Genomic DNA, 16,287 nt, shown 5'->3' with positions numbered 1-16,287 from the left:
TAACAACGGAGAGGTCATTATGAAAAAAACTGCAACTGTTTTTTGCTATGGCTTTAGTGCGATTGTATTGCTTTTTGCGCTGATTCCATCCATGATTTATGGCATCTGGAACCTTTCTGTAGCGATGATGCTGCTGGTTTCGATTGTGGTAAGCTGCTATGCGCGGTTCTATCGAAGTATACCGCCCAAATGGCGCAGAGCCATCCATCTGCTTTTTGCACTTGGCGGTACGGCTGTGGCAGCTCTACTTACAATGATGCTTCATGCCGCTTATTTTTCCTTGCCCAATGCAGCTGACCCGCCTCAGACTGTGCTGGTGCTGGGGGCTAAAATTCACGAGGATCAACCCAGCCTCATGCTGAGCCGGCGGCTGATGGTTGCCGCCGATTACCTGCAACACAACCCCAATGCTGTTGCAGTGGTCTCGGGCGGGCTGGGAGAGGGGCAAACCTATACCGAAAGCGCGGTAATGAGGCAGTATCTGATAGACCGCGGCATTGCACCGGAGCGCATCTTTGAGGAAAATGCCTCTACTAATACGGGCGAGAACCTCGCCCTGTGTGCCGAGGTGATTGTACAAAACAACCTTGATACCGACGTTGTCATCTGCACCGACGGTTTTCATCAGCTGCGAGCCGCCATCTTCGCGCGGCGGAGCGGTCTTTCACCTTCGGCAATCTCCTCCAAAACACCGTGGGGGCTGCTGCCAATGTACTATGTACGGGAATGGGCAGGGCTTGCAAAAGCAGTTATCTTGGGGACATAGGGAAAACGCATCGGCGCTCGTCAGCCCGATGCGTTTTTTGTTGTATCCGTATTCCCCTCGCTTTGTGCATTGTAATCGATATAACTGTATTTACGGTTGTAATAACCGGTTTCGCTGTCGCGCATCACGGTGCTGCGGTTGCGGGCGAGGAAATTCACCAGCTGGTACACATCCACCCAAATTTCACCGTTTCCGTCCTTCTGCGATTCATCAAAAATAAGCTGCAGCCCAAAGTGCAGGTGCGGCACTTTCATGCCGTTGACATTCTCCTTATCCGAGTAGCCGGTCATGCCGAGATACCCGATGACGTCTCCACCCTGCACCACATCTCCCTCCTTAAGCCCTGGTTGAAACGGCTTATCCTTACGAAGATGTGCGTAATAATAATAGCGCTCACTGTTAAAGCTACGGATACCAATGCGCCAGCCGCCGTAACGGTTCCAGCCCATCACCTCCACGGTACCCGACTCCACCGCAATAATCGGCGTGCCAACAGTCCCCATCAAATCGTTGCCTAGGTGCCGCCTGCGGTAGCCGAATGAGCGCGAATTTCCAAAGTCGTCGCTGTGCCCAAAGCCAAAGCCTTCTGCCACGGGTAAGTATGCCTTCAGCCCGTATTTTTCTACCCAACGCATGTTGCCGTTTTCATCGGGCAGCTCAATTGCATAGTCACCCACCATGCCGCCCACCACCGCGTCGTAGGTTTTGCAGAAATAATTATAATCCTTATACTTCGCAGCCATTTCGTCAAGGCTCTCTCCCGCGCGAACTCGTTCCAAGAGCTTATCCACATCGGCGCTTTTGTAGCTTTTCCAGTTGCCCCAGTAGGTTGCCGCGAGGTAGCCTAGAATGTGAGGCATATCGAGGCCAAGCCCCTCCTCATGTGCCTGCAGGGCCACTTTGTAGGCTTTATCCAGTGCAGACGCGGGTACATTGAACTCTGCCCATTTAATGAAATCTTGCTTCTCTTCCTTTGCCTCATCGGCGAACCCTACAACAGTTCTCACCCCCAGCGACAGCACCGAAACCGTAATGCACACCACCAGAAATACAATAACACTCGCATAAGTCTTCAGACGCAACCCCATCACCTGCAAATACATTTTTTAACAGTGTATGAAAAAGGGGGCGTGTGCTATGCATGCAGCTTCTTTTTTTACTCGGCTACTCTGCAGACAGATAGCCTTTGTCTTGCTTTGAGGCATAATAAGACCAATCGCATAATGATAGAATGCCTGCATTTATTATTAGATAACACAAAAGGCAGCCACAGAATATTCTGCGGCTGCCTTATTGAGCTTAACTTAGTTTTTTTGGTTGAATATTTTCATGATATCGAAGAAATCGGTATCGTCGTCCTCTTCCTCCACCTTTATCGGCTCGGGGGCGGGAGCAACTTCTTGCACGACAGGCCTTGCCTGTGTTGCGGTGGCACGGGAGTTTGCGACGGGCTCACTGGGGGCAGATTTGAACACATAGGGGATATCCATCATGTTCTCCTCAAAGCCTGTAGCAATAACGGTGACCTTCATCTCATCGCTTAAAGTCTCATCGTAGGCAACACCCCAGATGAGGTTTACATCAGGATGAGTCGCCTCGTGAATCATGGAGGATGCTACATCAATCTCTTCCAGATCAATATCGGGCGAAACCGTAAAGTTAACAATAACGCCATGTGCACCGTTGATGGAGGTTTCGAGCAGCGGGCTGGAAATCGCTGCCTGCGCTGCAAGCTTTGCCTTATCTTTACCCGAAGCGCGGCCGACGCCCATGTGGGCAAAGCCGGCATCTTTCATAATAGCGGTAACATCCGCAAAGTCAAGGTTGACCACACCGGTTACATTAATCAGATCAGAGATGCTCTGTACACCCTGGCGCACGACATCATCTGCCATTAAAAACGCATTTGCAAGGGAGATCTTCTGATCAGATACTGTTTTGAGTCGTTCATTGGGAATGACGACCAATGCATCCACCTGCTCTTTGAGCGCAGTAATACCCATTTCGGCCTGCTCGGCCCTGCGCTTGCCTTCAAAATTAAAGGGCTTCGTCACCACACCAACGGTGAGGATGTCCATTTCTTTTGCAATCTCAGCAATAACCGGCGCCGCACCTGTGCCGGTGCCGCCGCCCATACCTGCGGTGATAAACACCATGCTGGTGCCTTTTAGTGCTGCTGCAACCTCATCGCGGCTTTCTTCCGCCGCACGCTGACCTTTTTCGGGGTCGCCGCCGGCGCCCCTGCCCTTCGTGAGTTTCTCACCGATTTGTATCTTCTGCGCCGCCTGTGAGAAAATAAGCGCCTGATGATCGGTATTAACAGATACGAAGTCAACGCCCTGCATGCCGGACTGAATCATGCGGTTAACCGCATTGCCGCCACCGCCGCCTACTCCGAGTACTTTGATCGACACACAATTGTCGTATTCCATATCAATGCTGAAATTGTTAAACATCCAAGGTTTCCCCCTATACAATTTGTGGAGTATGTAAATTAATCAATAATTACAAATTTATATATATTTTACTCTATCATGTTTTCGCTTTCAATTCAATAGCATAGCACAACAAATCCGCAAATCCGGTAATATATTGGCGGTACAATACAAACTGTTGTAGTAAACTCTACCCAATCTCGGGCAGCCCCTGTGAATTTAGTTCCTGCTGGTCTTTACTGCTCTCGTCATCCTCCTCACTGCTTGCGTCAGATGCATCACCGGATGATGACGCATCTGTGCTGCTGTCCTGCTCAGAACTGCCGGAACTGCTTTCATCGGCACTCTCGTCTGATGTGCCCGGCTGCTCACTGCCGTTCTGCTGATAAAGATACTCTGCATACTCGTCCGCCGTCATGTCCTGTGCTTCCAAGTTGACACGGCGTACACGCACCCTACCAGGGTACGACGCATCTATTTTGCCCTCAAAATTATCAGCAAGCTTATCACTGATAACCTTTTGCACGCTTTGTATCTTATAGGCGAGCTGCGCCTCAGAACCAAACTCAATCACAATTTTACCGTTGTACCCGACAACCAAATTAAACTTATCACTCAAATCCAGGTAGTGCACTTGAGTAAAATCGGTTTCATCTGCTGCCTTAAGAAACGCACTCATAATAGATAGCTGTGACGACAGGTTGCCCACCGCCTGCTCGGCGGTTCGCTGCATTTCTTTTCTGGTCTGCCGCTCCTCTGTGGTATCGCCTTCTTTTGCTTTCCCCAGGGCAGCCGCATCCTTACGCATCTTTACCAGCATATCATCAATGGTATTACCCTCATTCAGTGTCAACGCGTTCAGCCCTTTGATAACCGGCAACCCCGGTGTAAGCTCAGTTACCCCGGTTTCGAGTGCTCTTCCCGATGCGGAAATTAATATGTAGGTTTCTCCCTGCTGAATTGCACCTGCCGGTTCGGCTTCGATTACCTGTATGGTTACGGTATCGGGCAGCCCGAATTTTAGACGTACCGACTCAAAATAGCTGTATTCCTTTACAAGGCTATTTGAAATCCCCGAGCGATCGAGCCGAAACATATTGACCCCTTGCACAATTCCAGATGTCTCGATGACCTCTTGCTTACCGTAGCGGCTCAGCCCGACTACCTCGATATTGATCACCTTGAAAAAGACAGTGAATATCAGCACAACACCGATGGTGAGCATAAAAATGAGCACCATAATATAAAGCAGCGCGTTGTTGCCGCGACGCTTGCGTTTGTGGCGCTTAGAATTTTGTGCCCTGCTTTGTTGCTGTGCCGCATAAACATCACTCCGCTGGCGCGGTGCATTTTGCGGGTAACTACCGCTCTGCTGCCGCTTTCGCTGTCCTTTTGTTTTTCTTCGCCTTGTCTCCTGCATAATAGAATATCTCCAATTTATACTTCTGGCTGCGACTAATCTCCGCAGAAAGCTCTCGTAATTTTTGCACCAAGTGCATTCAGCTGTTGTTCGAACTGTTCGTAGCCGCGGTCGATATAATGAACATTGGCTACCTCGGAAGCTCCCTCTGCCGCGAGTGCTGCCAGTACCAGTGCCGCCCCGCCTCGCAGGTCGGTTGCGCTGACCTCGGCGCTGTGCAGCGAGCGAATGCCCTCTACAATAGCCACTCTGCCCTCCACCTTGATATGTGCACCCATACGCTGCAGCTCAATTGCATGCTTATAGCGGTTTTCAAAGATATTTTCCACAAACACCGTTGTACCCTGTGCAATACTCATCATTGCCATCAAAGGCGCCTGCGCGTCTGTCGGAAAACCCGGATAAGGCATGGTACGAATAAGATTCACCGGCAAAAGCCGCTTGTCGCATGAGAGGCTTACTGCATTATTGTAACGCCGCACGATACAGCCTGCCTCTTCAAATATGGGTAAAATGGATTCCAGATGTCGGCAGTCTATCCCCAAAAGCTGAACATTTCCGCCGGTCATCGCTGCGCCTGCAAGATAGGTTGTTGCAACAATGCGGTCTGGAATAATACTGTACTCACAGGGCTGCATCACCTCTACGCCCTCAATGGTAATTGTCCCCTCACCTGCGCCGGATATCTTAGCTCCGCATCGGTTTAGGTAACCTGCAAGGTCAACAATCTCCGGCTCACGCGCCGCGTTGGTAATCACAGTTGTTCCCTTCGCTTTTACAGCTGCAAGAATTACATTCTCGGTGGCACCTACACTGGGGAAGGAAAGCAGTATGTTTGCTCCATGGAACCCCCCGTCTATACTGCAATTGAGGTAACCATGGTCTTCCTCAATTTGCATACCCATCTGCTGCAAAGCAGAAAGGTGCAGGTCGATAGGGCGCTGCCCAATTTCACACCCGCCCGGAAAACTAAGCCTACATGCCCCGCAACGCGAAGCAATTGCGCCCAAAAAAATAATGGAAGAACGCATTTCACGCATCAAGCGGTCGGGTACTTCACTTCGGGCGATTGCCGTGGTATCCACTGTCACCGTGCCGCCTTCACGGCGACATTTGCAGCCAAGATACTTTAGAATTTTAAGTGCATATTCCGTGTCCAAAAGATCGGGGCAGTTGTGAAGCACTGATTCACCTGTACAAATCAGCGTAGCCGCCAATATCGGCAAACTGCTGTTCTTTGCCCCTTGAACCCGTATATCACCGGTGAGCCGGCTGCCACCCTGAATCAAATATTTCTGCATATCGTCTACCTCGCTTTAAGATTAGCTGAGCTTCGCTATAAACCATCTTATGCAGGCAGAAAAAATATGTGAAAACGCTACTTCTAAGCAAGTATATCATAAAAAAGTGGGTAAATCACTTCCAATAATTTACTTTTTGAGTAAAGTGATAATTTCGTTATAGATGCGTTCATTCGAATCTAAAATTGCAATTTTCGAGGCATTTCTTCCAAGCTGTGTCAATCGGTCACGATCGGCAATCATTTTTTTCACGGTATCAATCAGCACCTCACCTGTGAGGTCTTTTTCCTCAATGACACAGGCGGCATCTGCACTTTGCAGCACCATAGCGTTGTAGTACTGGTGGTTGGCTGCTACATTGGGTGATGGAATTAAGATAGATGCCCTGCCCGCCGCCTGCAGCTCGCTGAGCGTAATTGCACCCGCACGAGAGATGACGAGATCGGCAGCCGCTAAGCAGACCGGCATGTCCGATATGTATTCGCGAATGTCGAGATTGGGGTATTCCCTATAATTTTTAATTCCCTGCCTTGCCAGCAACTCGGGCAGCAGGTCAACACCGTATTTTCCGGTGGCATGGATGTGATAGATCTCGCCCGTTTTGCAGTGCCATGCCATAAGCTGGGCAATCGATTCGTTAATGGCACGCGCCCCGTTGCTGCCGCCAAAAGAGAGCAGACATACACGGTCACCAACGCCCATCTTTTTTCGAGCTTCCTCTCTTCCTGCAAAAATAATATCCTGTCGCACCGGGTTACCGGTAACGACATATTCACAATTGGGGTTGAGGTACTGCTCTGCATCGGGTACCGCAAGCAAAATTTTATCGACATGGCGGCTGAGTAGCTTGGTGGTAACCCCGGGGAACGCATTTTGCTCGTGCGTGATGGTTTTGTAGTGCAGCCTTGCAGCCTCGCGCACCACAGGCCCGCTGACGTAGCCGCCTGTTCCCATCACCACATCGGGTTTGAAGTCTTCGATAATCTTTTTGGCGCGTGAGGAAGCAGTGGTGAGGTACAGCACTGCTTTTATATTATTTTGGATGTTGTACCAGTTGAGCTGGCGTTGAAACCCCTTGACATGGATTGGGGCGAAATCAAAACCCGCCTCGCGTACCAGCCGTGCCTCCATGCCGGTGGGATTACCCGCAAACAAAATTGCTGCTTCCGGGCGTTTTTGGCGGATTAACTGCGCAACTGCAATAGCAGGGTTGATGTGCCCCGCTGTGCCGCCGCAGGCAAACAGTATTCTCATAACATTACTCCTTTTCTAATGCCGCGCGGCGTGAAACCGAGAGCACCACGCCCATCTGCGCAAGCAGCATGGTAAGCGAGGTGCCGCCGTACGAAAAAAACGGCAGACTGATACCGGTATTGGGGATAGTATTGGTAACCACCGCGATATTGAGCAGGGCCTGCAAACCCACCTGTACGGTAAGCCCCACCGCGAGCATGGAACCAAACTTATCGCGCGCCTTCATTGCAATCACAAATCCGCGCCATACCAGCAGTGCAAACAAAATGATAATAATCGCCGCACCCACAAAACCAAGCTCTTCACACACAATTGCAAAGATAAAGTCATTTTGCGGCTCAGGGATATACAGATATTTTTGACGGGAGTTGCCAAGCCCCAGCCCCATCAGCCCACCGGACGCTATGGCGTAGAGCGACTGAATGGTTTGGTAACCCTTGCCGCGCGGGTCGAGAAACGGATTGAGCCAATGCTCGACACGTGACGCAGCGTATTCGATAACACCCGGTATCATAACAACAATACCGAGCACCACCACACCGCCGATGATGGCAACCGCAAACCATTTCAGGTCTGTGCCTCCAATAAACATCATAATTGCACCAATGGACAGAATCAAGATTGTACCGGAGAGATGCGGTTCTAAAATCATAAGCCCCGCAACCATGGCAAGGATGGTAACAAACGGTACAATACCGTACTTAAAGGTCTTCATTCTGTCTTGGTTCGCCATAATCAGTTTAGCGAATACCACAACCACCGCAAATTTAGCAATTTCCGACGGCTGGACACTGCCGCCACCCGGCAGCCAAATCCAACGCCTTGCACCGTTGCTCGCTGGCATGAACAGCACAATTACCAGTAGCAGCAGCGTAAAAACAAAAATAGGAATTGCAAGCTTATTGAACCAGCGGTAGTCGAAAAGTGCAGCAGCGATTAAGCCAACAATACCCAACGCTACCCACACCAACTGTTTTTTCACATAAAAGAAGCTGTCATCATTGTGGTAATAAGCGTTTGCGTAGCTTGCTGAAAACAACATGATTAAACCAAAAGTGACAAGCAGTAAAACCAACACCAAAAAGGTGATGTCAATACTGCCCTTTGCCGCTTTTGGTTTCGCCACGGCACTTTCGCGCATTTTCCTGGCTCTGCCCATGTTTCTGCCATCTGCTCTCGCCTGATCCACAATATCATCCTCTCTACTATTCTAAGCTGTGCATCAAGGGCCGGCGTCCGCCTTGCTCCGCCCTCCGTTTAACAAAAGAGGGCGGAGCGCATCGATCTTTCAAGATTACAGTCTGTTCACCGCCAAAACGGAAAGAATACAGCCAACCGCCGCCACGAGCGAAAACAATGCCACAATACGAACCTCGCTGAAGCCGGACATCTCGAAGTGGTGGTGGATCGGGCTCATTTTAAAGATGCGCTTGCCGGTAAGCTTAAAGCTTGCCACCTGCAGCACCACCGAGCCCGCTTCGCAAATATATACAATGCCAATGGGGATTAGAAACGCGGGCAGCCCCACACCATAGCCCATGGCAACCACAAGGCCGCCAAGAAACATGGAACCGGTATCGCCCATAAACACCTTGGCAGGGTAGAAATTCCACACCAGATAGCCAATCATAGCGCCCGCCACCGCAGTGGCAAGAATACTCATTTCATAGAAAGCCAGCATTCCCGTAATAATCATAAAGCAGGCGGAGACCACAAAGGTTACGGACGAAGCAAGCCCGTCAATGCCGTCGGTGAGGTTCACCGCGTTTACCATAAAAATGATAAATAGCATCATAACCGGGTAATACAGAAAACCGAGATCAAGCTGACCGAAAAACGGCAAAGCAATGACGGTGGAGGTATCTCCCCTTACATACAGTGTTGCCAGATATGCTGCTGAAATAAGCGTCTGCATGATAATTTTTTGCAGAGCGGTAAGCCCCAGATTGCGTTTACGCACTACCTTGATGTAATCGTCGATAAAGCCCATAAAGCCAAATGCAAGTGCCATAACAAGCCCTGCCATAAGCCGAATGATATTCATTTCGCTTGTCTGCAAGGCGATATTTTCGCTTTGAAAGTTATAGACGATATAACCCACAGTTACTGCCACCAAGATGCCTATGATGAACAATACACCGCCCATGGTGGGTGTGCCCTGTTTGTTTTTGTGCCACGTGGGGCCGATTTCATTGATGGGCTGGCCATACTTTACCTTGTGCAGAAAGGGTACAAACCAGATCCCCAGAATCGCTGTAACGGCAAATGCAACCACCGCCGTAAGTACAATTACCAATGCATTCATGTTATTTTCTACGCTCCTCATATACTGTCTGAATAACGTCCTCGAGCTTCATGCCACGGCTCGCCTTGAACCACAGAACGTCGCCCTTTTTTGCGTTTGCAATTAAATGACCCGACAGCTTGCGTTTGCTGTCGAAATATTTTGCGTCAGCGACGCCGCCATCCTCGGCTCCTATAATGGTATGCTTCGACATCTCGCCGTATGCGTATACGGCGTCAATACCAAGCTTACCCGCAAGTACACCCACATTGTAGTGCGCCTTACTGGAAATAGCACCCAGCTCCAGCATATCTGCTGCAATCAGAATTCGTCTGCCCGTGCAGCTTCTATCCTTCAGCGTGTTCAGCGCAGCCACAAACGAGTCGGGGCTGGCGTTGTAGCAATCCTCCACAATGGTAATCCCCCGGCAATCCACAATTTTTTGGCGCATACCGGTGGGCGAAAAACCTGCCAGCGCTTTTGCAGCCGCTTCGGGCAGCACGCCCATGAGCACACCCGCGGTAAACCCCGCCAGAGCATTGAGAACATTGTGTTTGCCAATCGTAGGAATCTCTGCCGGAATGCGCCTGCCGCCGTACACAATCGTAAAGCTGGTTGCGCTGTCGGTACCGGCAATGTTTTCGGCACGTACGGCACAATCGGGGTTTTCAATGCCGAAATACACTACATTGAAACGCGGATTGCGGTAGCTTGCCAGCAGGTCATCATCACCGTTTAAGATAAGCGGTGCACCCGCCTTAAGCCCTGCTGCAATTTCGGTTTTAGCGCGGTAGATTCCCTCTCGGCTGCCGAGCCTTAAAATGTGGGACAAGCCGATGTTTGTGATAATTGCGGCATCCGGCTGGGCGCAGAGCGATAGCTCCTCGATTTCGCCGAAGCCCGACATGCCCATCTCCACCACAGCCGCCTCGTGGCTGCTTTCAATGCCAAGTAACGTCTTAGGTACACCAATTTGGTTATTGAGGTTGCCCTCGGTTTTAATCGTTTTATAACCCGCAGAAAGTACCGCCGCCGTCATATCGCGCGTGGTGGTTTTACCCACGCTGCCCGTTACCGCCACAATCTTTGCGGAAAGTTGGTTGCGATAAAGTAAGGCAATGCGGCGCAGCGCCTTTTCGGTGCTGCCAACGTAGAGCACTCTGTCCTTGGGATAGTCGCCTTTCATTTCTGCCACTGCGTACTGCGCACCCTGCAGCAACGCGCTGCCAATGTAATTATGCCCGTCAAAGTTTTCGCCGCGCAGTGCAATAAATAGGCAGCCCGGGCGAATATCGCGGGAATCGGTTGTGATATAACTGATTTCTCCAAACAGTTTCTTATCCGCACAGATGACCTCACAGATGGCAGACAGCGACAATTTTATATCCATTGGGGTATCCTCCCAGAATTTTAGTTTTGCTTTTCTTTTAACAGTCTCAGCACAATCTCTTTTTCATCAAAGCAGATGGTACCAAAATCAAGTACCTGATAGTCTTCATGCCCCTTGCCGCAAAGCAGGAGCACATCGCCCGCTTTGGCAAAATCAAGCGCCCATTCAATTGCCTCGTAGCGGTCGGGAAAGATTTCATACGGGGTTTTATGTTCGAGCAGACCCGGTTTTGCATCCTCGATGATCTGTAGTGGGTCTTCATCGCGCGGGTTATCGGAGGTGAGTATGACAAAATCAGAAAGACGCGATACAATCTCCGCCATTTTGGGGCGCTTGGTACGGTCGCGGTTGCCGGCGCAGCCGAACAGCGTAATTACTCTGCCCTTGGCAAATTCCTTCACGGTGGCGATTACCTTCTCCAGCCCATCAGGGGTATGCGCGTAGTCGCGAATTACGGTGTAATCGGTGTGGGTATCCAGCACCTCGGTTCTGCCCACAACACCCGTACAGCTGCATAAGCCTATGATCATATGATCGAACGAAATACCCGCAGCAAGCGATGCAACCCCCGCCGCTAGCGCATTAGAGACTGAATACTTGCCCGGCATGCAGAAGTTCACCCTGCCAATCAGGCTGTCTCCCACCAATGCAAAGCGGGTACCGGTTGCCGAAGACGTCATGTTTTTCGACGTAAAATTAGCGCTGTCGCTTTCGGTAGAAAAGGTAAGTGTTTTGCATTTAATTTCATTTAACAGCCGTATGCCGTATGGGTCATCTATATTGATGACCGCGGTATCACACATTGTGAACAGCCGTTTTTTTGCCTCGTAGTAGTTCTCCATGGTGCCGTGGTAGTCCAGATGATCCTGTGTCAGGTTCGTAAAAACGCCCGCAGTGAAATGGCAGCCGGCCAGACGGTGCTGGTCAAGCGCGTGAGAGGAAACCTCCATCACCACATATTCGCAACCGGCCTGCAGCATGCGTGAAAACAATACATGCAGCTCCGCGGGGTCGGGGGTGGTGTGTGTTGCCGGCACATCCATATCGCCTATTTCATTGTGAATGGTGCCAATCAGCCCAACCTGCTTGCCTGCGCTTTCCAGCACATGCTTTATCAAATATGTTATTGTGGTTTTGCCGTTCGTGCCTGTAATTCCAATCAGCTTCATTTTATGCGAAGGGTTGCCGTAAAAGTTGCCGCACATTATGGCGTAGGCCTCACGCGTATTGGGTACCAGAATCTGATTTTCGAGCCCCAAATCGCGCTCGCACACCACCACCGCGGCACCTGCATCCAGCGCTTGCTGTACTACTGTGTGCCCGTCAAACTTCAGCCCCTTGATGCATACAAATACCGCCCCCGGTATTACCTCACGATTATCGCAGGTAACCTTAGAGATTTCACAATCCTTTATTTTATTGTCATATTCGATCTCTTTTAAAAGCTCATAAAGCTTCATATAGTTACCCCCTCTGCGGGTATTCCCCGCTGTCAAACCGCACAATGCTTTTTGTATACAAAAAGCATTGTGCTTAAATTACAGATACATTTTATATGTTTCGTCGATTTAGTCAGAAGTATCACTGCTGATAAACTGTACCGTTACCACCGTACCGGGCTCTACTTGAGCACCCACAAGCTCACTTTGCTTTGTAGCGGTATTTACACCTTCGGTAGCACCGGTGAGCTTAATGTTAAGCCCTACGTCGGTAAGGGCAACATTCGCCTGTTGTGCCGTCATACCAACTACGTTTGGTACCGTTACAAGTTTGCTTAGGCTTGAAGTGTCGGTGTAAAGCAGTACCTTGCTTCCTTTGGGTACCGAGGTCATAGCACGCGGAGTTTGCTTGATTACAGTTGTTCCGGTGCCTATAATCTCATAATCCAGTCCCATCGGACGCAGGCTGCCTTGTGCATCGAGCGTGCCTTTGCCTACAACATCGGGAACCTTGATGTCTATTTTTGCAAGCTCTTTGTCGGTGTACTGCGGCTCTACGCCGAGATACGGCAGGGTTTCGCCCAGAATTGCACCCACTACCGGTGCTGCAATAACCGAACCAAACGGATTGTGCATATACGGCTCGTCAAGCATCAGCAGACATGCAACCTGCGGGTCGTTTGCCGGTGCAAAACCAAGGAACGAGGAGATTCGCTTATCGACTGCACCCTCTTCGTTGGTCTTATCCAGCTTTTCGGAGGTACCGGTTTTGCCGCCGATACGGTAGCCCGGTATGTAAGCATTTTTACCGGAGCCCTCGGACACAACGTACTCTGCCATCAGGGCGACGGTATTGCTGGTTTCGGCTGAAATTACCTGACGTTTGACCTTAGGCTCAATATTTTCAATGATATTTCCATCCGAGTCGATGACTTGTTTGACAAGGTGCGGCTGCATTAGGTTACCGCCGTTTACTACTGCCGAAATTGCCGTAATCAATTGGATGGGTGTGACCTTAAAAGTCTGACCGAATGATTCGGATGCGAGGTAAACGTTGGGCAGCTTGGTGCCCATCAGCCCAATTTCATGGTACAGCCCTGCGTTGCCCGCCTCGCCCGGCAGGTCAATTCCCGTTTTATCCTGCAGGCCAAACGCCTGACGGTACTTTATAAACTTCTCCACGCCAATCAGCTGACCGACTGTAATAAAACCGGGGTTGCAGGAGTTCATCATAATGTGGGTAAAATCCTGCGTGCCATGACCGGCATGCTTCCAGCAGCTGATGCGCTTGTTTGCAATTTGAATGGAACCCGAGCAGGTGTATGAGAAGGTTTTGGGGTTCACCACACCCTCATCCAACGCGGCTGCGGCGGTAATAAGCTTAAACACCGAGCCCGGCTCATACGGATCGGAAATCGCCTTGTTTCTCCACTGGTTGTATTGCATCTGCTCAAGCAGTGCGGCATAATAGTCCTCTCCGCTCTCCACCTTAGCCGTCAGTTCTTCGCGCTTATTCATATTTTCAATTTTATTAATCAGCTCTATGGCAGCTTCTTTGTCTCCGGCTTTCGCAAGCTCCAGCTTTTGCGCAATGTTCGGGTCGGCAATGGTGTAAGGGGCATTAGGGTCGAAGTCGTTCTCAGTCGCCATCGCCAAAATCTCTCCGGTTTTGACGTCCATTACGATGGCGGTAGCGCGAGCCTGCACGTTATGTTCTTTTACCGCTGTCTCCAGGTGTTTTTCGACAAAGTGCTGGATGCTTTCATCAATCGTAAGCACAATACTGTTGCCGTCGGTTGCATCATACATTTTTTCGTATTTAAACGGCATATCGGTGCCCCATGCGTTCTTCGCTGAAACTACACGCCCCGGGGTTCCACTGAGCACACTGTCGTATTTTGCTTCCAGCCCGTAAGCGCCATGATTCTCACTTCCGGTAAAACCCAGTACTGTCGATGCCAGACTGCCGTAAGGGTAGTAGCGCTTGTTGTCCTCCTCCAAACTAATGCATGTAATATTATTCTCGGACGCAAACTCCATTACTTTATCGGCGATGGGTCGTTCCACCCTGCGCTTTACTATTTCGTAGTAGGTGTTTCTGTGCGATTTTTCAATTATTTTTTCTCGGTCTACCTCCAGTATTTCAGAAAGACCGTCGGCGATGATATTGCGCAGCTCGTCGGCAGAACGCACCACATTGCCGTCTTTATCCTTTAATGTGCCGATGTCAGATGGCGAAAGCACCACTGTCCATACGGTTGCGCTTTGCGCAAGTGTTTTCATGTTACGGTCGTAGATTGCACCGCGCTTAGGGCTGATATCCGCCTCTCGCAGCTGCTGCTTTGCTGCATCGCGCTGATACTGCTTTGCGTCCACCACCTGAAGCGTGAACAGGCGTACCAGCAGCCCCAACGTACCCAGTACACACAACACCGTCATACAAATCATCATACGCCGTTTCATTTTTGAACTTGGTCCTGTGACCGCCATATCATATCCCCTTTCTGCTGTCGAATCCAGCAGGCTCCGCCCGACTTATGGCGAACTTTGTCCGCAAAAAAAGCAAAGAGTCAAGAATATAACATCCTTAACTCTTTTAGGATTTACTCCATACTTATTTTCCTACTTGTTAAGGTATTCCTTTATTTTGGCAACTACCTGCTCCACAAGGTTTCCATTCGCCAAATCTTGCTCCGCTACCTCAACCACGTCATCCGGCGCCAGATTAATGTATTCGATCTGGCTTCTGTCCATCTTTACAAGCCCCAGCGAATTCTCTGCACTGGTTTCAATGCTCTTGACCGACATCTTATTTTCCAGCGAAGCCTGTAGCCGCACATGCTCGCTTTCCAGCTCGGCTGCCTCGGCGGCAACCGTGTTAATTTGTGCACCAATCTCGGTGAGCACAACATTGTTGTAAATAAACAGTGAGGTGATCGCCACCACGATGATTGCCGTGAACAGCACTGCCACAGGGGAAAGACCAAACAAAAGGCTTGGGGTTGGGTAGTTGTTCTTGATGACCTTAATGGTGCGGCGTTCACTGCGTTCTTCAAACAGCGAAAGGTCGTAAGCCGCGGAGCTTGTGTTGTTTTGTGTTACAGCCATTTTGTTCGTCCTCCCTTTAATAGAAACAATTTAACATCTTTTTATAGAAATAGTTTAACAATCAAAGCTTTTCGATGACCCGAAGTCTTGCGCTTCTGCTGCGGCGGTTGATCTCCAGTTCACCGGCGGAAGGCTGGGTGGGCTTGCGCGGCGTTAGTTTGCCCTGCGGGGTTTTACCGCATATGCACACAGGAAAATCTGACGGGCAAACACACCCTTTGGTAAGTGCCGAGAATTTTTGTTTTACCATCCGGTCTTCCAGCGAATGAAAGGTGATGATGGCGAAACGCCCGCCTGCACTAAGCCGGTCAAACGCCGTATCAAGTGCAACCGAAAGGCTGTCAAATTCTCCGTTCACCGCAATGCGGATTGCCTGGAAGGTTTTTTTACCGGGGTTTCCCTCGCGCTTAACGGCGGCAGGAACCGATTTTTTAATAATCTCAAGCAGTTGCAGCGTGGTTTCAACAGGGGCCGCTTCTCTTTCCTTCACAATGTTCTGCGCGATTCTCCAAGCAAATTTTTCTTCGCCAAACTCGCGCAGTATTCGTGCGAGGTCATCGGCGGAATAGCTGTTGACAATATCATAAGCGCTGGTACCGCTCTGGCTCATACGCATATCCAGCTTTGCGTCCTGTAAATAGGAGAACCCTCGTTCGGCGGTATCGAGCTGATGGGAGGATACCCCAAGGTCTAAGAGAATGCCGTCAACCTTATCAATCCCTAAAGAATCGAGCACCTGCGGCATCTGTGCAAAATCACTTTGCACCACCTGTGCACAGGGGAACTCGCTCAGGCGTTCGGTTGCAATTCTAACAGCATCGGGGTCTTTATCCAAAGCAATCAACTTGCCCGTGGTAAGCTTTGCCGCAATGTGTGAGGAATGCCCTGCA

General features: G+C 50.1%; 13 protein-coding genes. 1 reads left to right on the top strand and 12 read right to left on the bottom strand.

Annotated features, from left to right (window positions below):
- Positions 1 to 19: 19 nt before the first annotated feature.
- Positions 20 to 766, top strand: coding sequence for a YdcF family protein (locus RTV33_RS07415; RefSeq protein ID WP_312643032.1), 747 nt, complete (start codon positions 20 to 22; stop codon positions 764 to 766).
- A gap of 20 nt (positions 767 to 786) precedes the next feature.
- Here RTV33_RS07415 and RTV33_RS07410 read toward each other — a convergent pair whose 3' ends face one another.
- The 12 genes from RTV33_RS07410 to rsmH form a co-directional block, all read right to left on the bottom strand.
- A complete protein-coding gene (locus tag RTV33_RS07410) occupies positions 787 to 1,848 on the bottom strand; it encodes a M23 family metallopeptidase (protein ID WP_312643030.1) in 1,062 nt (353 codons plus the stop codon).
- Positions 1,849 to 2,070: 222 nt separating this feature from the next.
- Positions 2,071 to 3,222 (bottom strand): cell division protein FtsZ, encoded by a 1,152-nt coding sequence (gene ftsZ, locus RTV33_RS07405; protein WP_312643028.1) that lies wholly within the window; start codon positions 3,220 to 3,222, stop codon positions 2,071 to 2,073.
- Positions 3,223 to 3,391: 169 nt separating this feature from the next.
- Positions 3,392 to 4,621, bottom strand: coding sequence for an FtsQ-type POTRA domain-containing protein (locus tag RTV33_RS07400; protein WP_312643026.1), 1,230 nt, complete (start codon positions 4,619 to 4,621; stop codon positions 3,392 to 3,394).
- A gap of 35 nt (positions 4,622 to 4,656) precedes the next feature.
- Entirely contained in the window at positions 4,657 to 5,922 is a 1,266-nt protein-coding gene (gene murA / locus RTV33_RS07395) for a UDP-N-acetylglucosamine 1-carboxyvinyltransferase (RefSeq protein ID WP_312643024.1), read from the bottom strand.
- Between the two features lie 129 nt (positions 5,923 to 6,051).
- Entirely contained in the window at positions 6,052 to 7,176 is a 1,125-nt protein-coding gene (gene murG, locus RTV33_RS07390) for an undecaprenyldiphospho-muramoylpentapeptide beta-N-acetylglucosaminyltransferase (protein ID WP_312643022.1), read from the bottom strand.
- A gap of 4 nt (positions 7,177 to 7,180) precedes the next feature.
- Entirely contained in the window at positions 7,181 to 8,365 is a 1,185-nt protein-coding gene (gene ftsW / locus RTV33_RS07385) for a putative lipid II flippase FtsW (RefSeq protein ID WP_312643020.1), read from the bottom strand.
- A 105-nt stretch (positions 8,366 to 8,470) separates the two neighbouring features.
- Complete coding sequence (gene mraY, locus RTV33_RS07380; protein ID WP_312643019.1) at positions 8,471 to 9,481, bottom strand: phospho-N-acetylmuramoyl-pentapeptide-transferase; 1,011 nt, start codon at positions 9,479 to 9,481, stop codon at positions 8,471 to 8,473.
- A 1-nt stretch (position 9,482) separates the two neighbouring features.
- Complete coding sequence (gene murF / locus RTV33_RS07375; protein WP_312643017.1) at positions 9,483 to 10,850, bottom strand: UDP-N-acetylmuramoyl-tripeptide--D-alanyl-D-alanine ligase; 1,368 nt, start codon at positions 10,848 to 10,850, stop codon at positions 9,483 to 9,485.
- A gap of 20 nt (positions 10,851 to 10,870) precedes the next feature.
- A complete protein-coding gene (locus RTV33_RS07370) occupies positions 10,871 to 12,310 on the bottom strand; it encodes a UDP-N-acetylmuramoyl-L-alanyl-D-glutamate--2,6-diaminopimelate ligase (RefSeq protein WP_312643015.1) in 1,440 nt (479 codons plus the stop codon).
- 108 nt (positions 12,311 to 12,418) lie between these two features.
- Positions 12,419 to 14,779: a penicillin-binding transpeptidase domain-containing protein gene (locus RTV33_RS07365; RefSeq protein ID WP_312643014.1), complete on the bottom strand. Its 2,361-nt coding sequence runs from the start codon at positions 14,777 to 14,779 to the stop codon at positions 12,419 to 12,421.
- A gap of 132 nt (positions 14,780 to 14,911) precedes the next feature.
- Positions 14,912 to 15,397, bottom strand: a complete 486-nt coding sequence (locus RTV33_RS07360) for a hypothetical protein (RefSeq protein ID WP_312643012.1) — start codon at positions 15,395 to 15,397, stop codon at positions 14,912 to 14,914.
- Positions 15,398 to 15,458: 61 nt separating this feature from the next.
- The coding region (gene rsmH / locus RTV33_RS07355; protein WP_312643010.1) for a 16S rRNA (cytosine(1402)-N(4))-methyltransferase RsmH at positions 15,459 to 16,287 on the bottom strand (829 nt) is incomplete at its 5' end.

It is taken from the genome of Hydrogenoanaerobacterium sp. (genome assembly GCF_032017025.1).
Classification (GTDB): Bacteria; Bacillota; Clostridia; order Oscillospirales; family Ruminococcaceae; genus Hydrogenoanaerobacterium.
Note: the sequence above shows the minus strand (reverse complement) of the source record. Positions and strands in the feature narration are given on the sequence as shown.

Coding starts and splice junctions, on each gene's coding strand:
- murG (WP_312643022.1), bottom strand. CDS start 7,176: ATGAGAATACTGTTTGCCTGCGGCGGCACAGCGGGGCACATCAACCCT.
- RTV33_RS07360 (WP_312643012.1), bottom strand. CDS start 15,397: ATGGCTGTAACACAAAACAACACAAGCTCCGCGGCTTACGACCTTTCG.
- murF (WP_312643017.1), bottom strand. CDS start 10,850: ATGGATATAAAATTGTCGCTGTCTGCCATCTGTGAGGTCATCTGTGCG.
- RTV33_RS07400 (WP_312643026.1), bottom strand. CDS start 4,621: ATGCAGGAGACAAGGCGAAGAAAAACAAAAGGACAGCGAAAGCGGCAG.
- ftsZ (WP_312643028.1), bottom strand. CDS start 3,222: ATGTTTAACAATTTCAGCATTGATATGGAATACGACAATTGTGTGTCG.
- mraY (WP_312643019.1), bottom strand. CDS start 9,481: ATGAATGCATTGGTAATTGTACTTACGGCGGTGGTTGCATTTGCCGTT.
- RTV33_RS07365 (WP_312643014.1), bottom strand. CDS start 14,779: ATGGCGGTCACAGGACCAAGTTCAAAAATGAAACGGCGTATGATGATT.
- RTV33_RS07415 (WP_312643032.1), top strand. CDS start 20: ATGAAAAAAACTGCAACTGTTTTTTGCTATGGCTTTAGTGCGATTGTA.
- RTV33_RS07370 (WP_312643015.1), bottom strand. CDS start 12,310: ATGAAGCTTTATGAGCTTTTAAAAGAGATCGAATATGACAATAAAATA.
- murA (WP_312643024.1), bottom strand. CDS start 5,922: ATGCAGAAATATTTGATTCAGGGTGGCAGCCGGCTCACCGGTGATATA.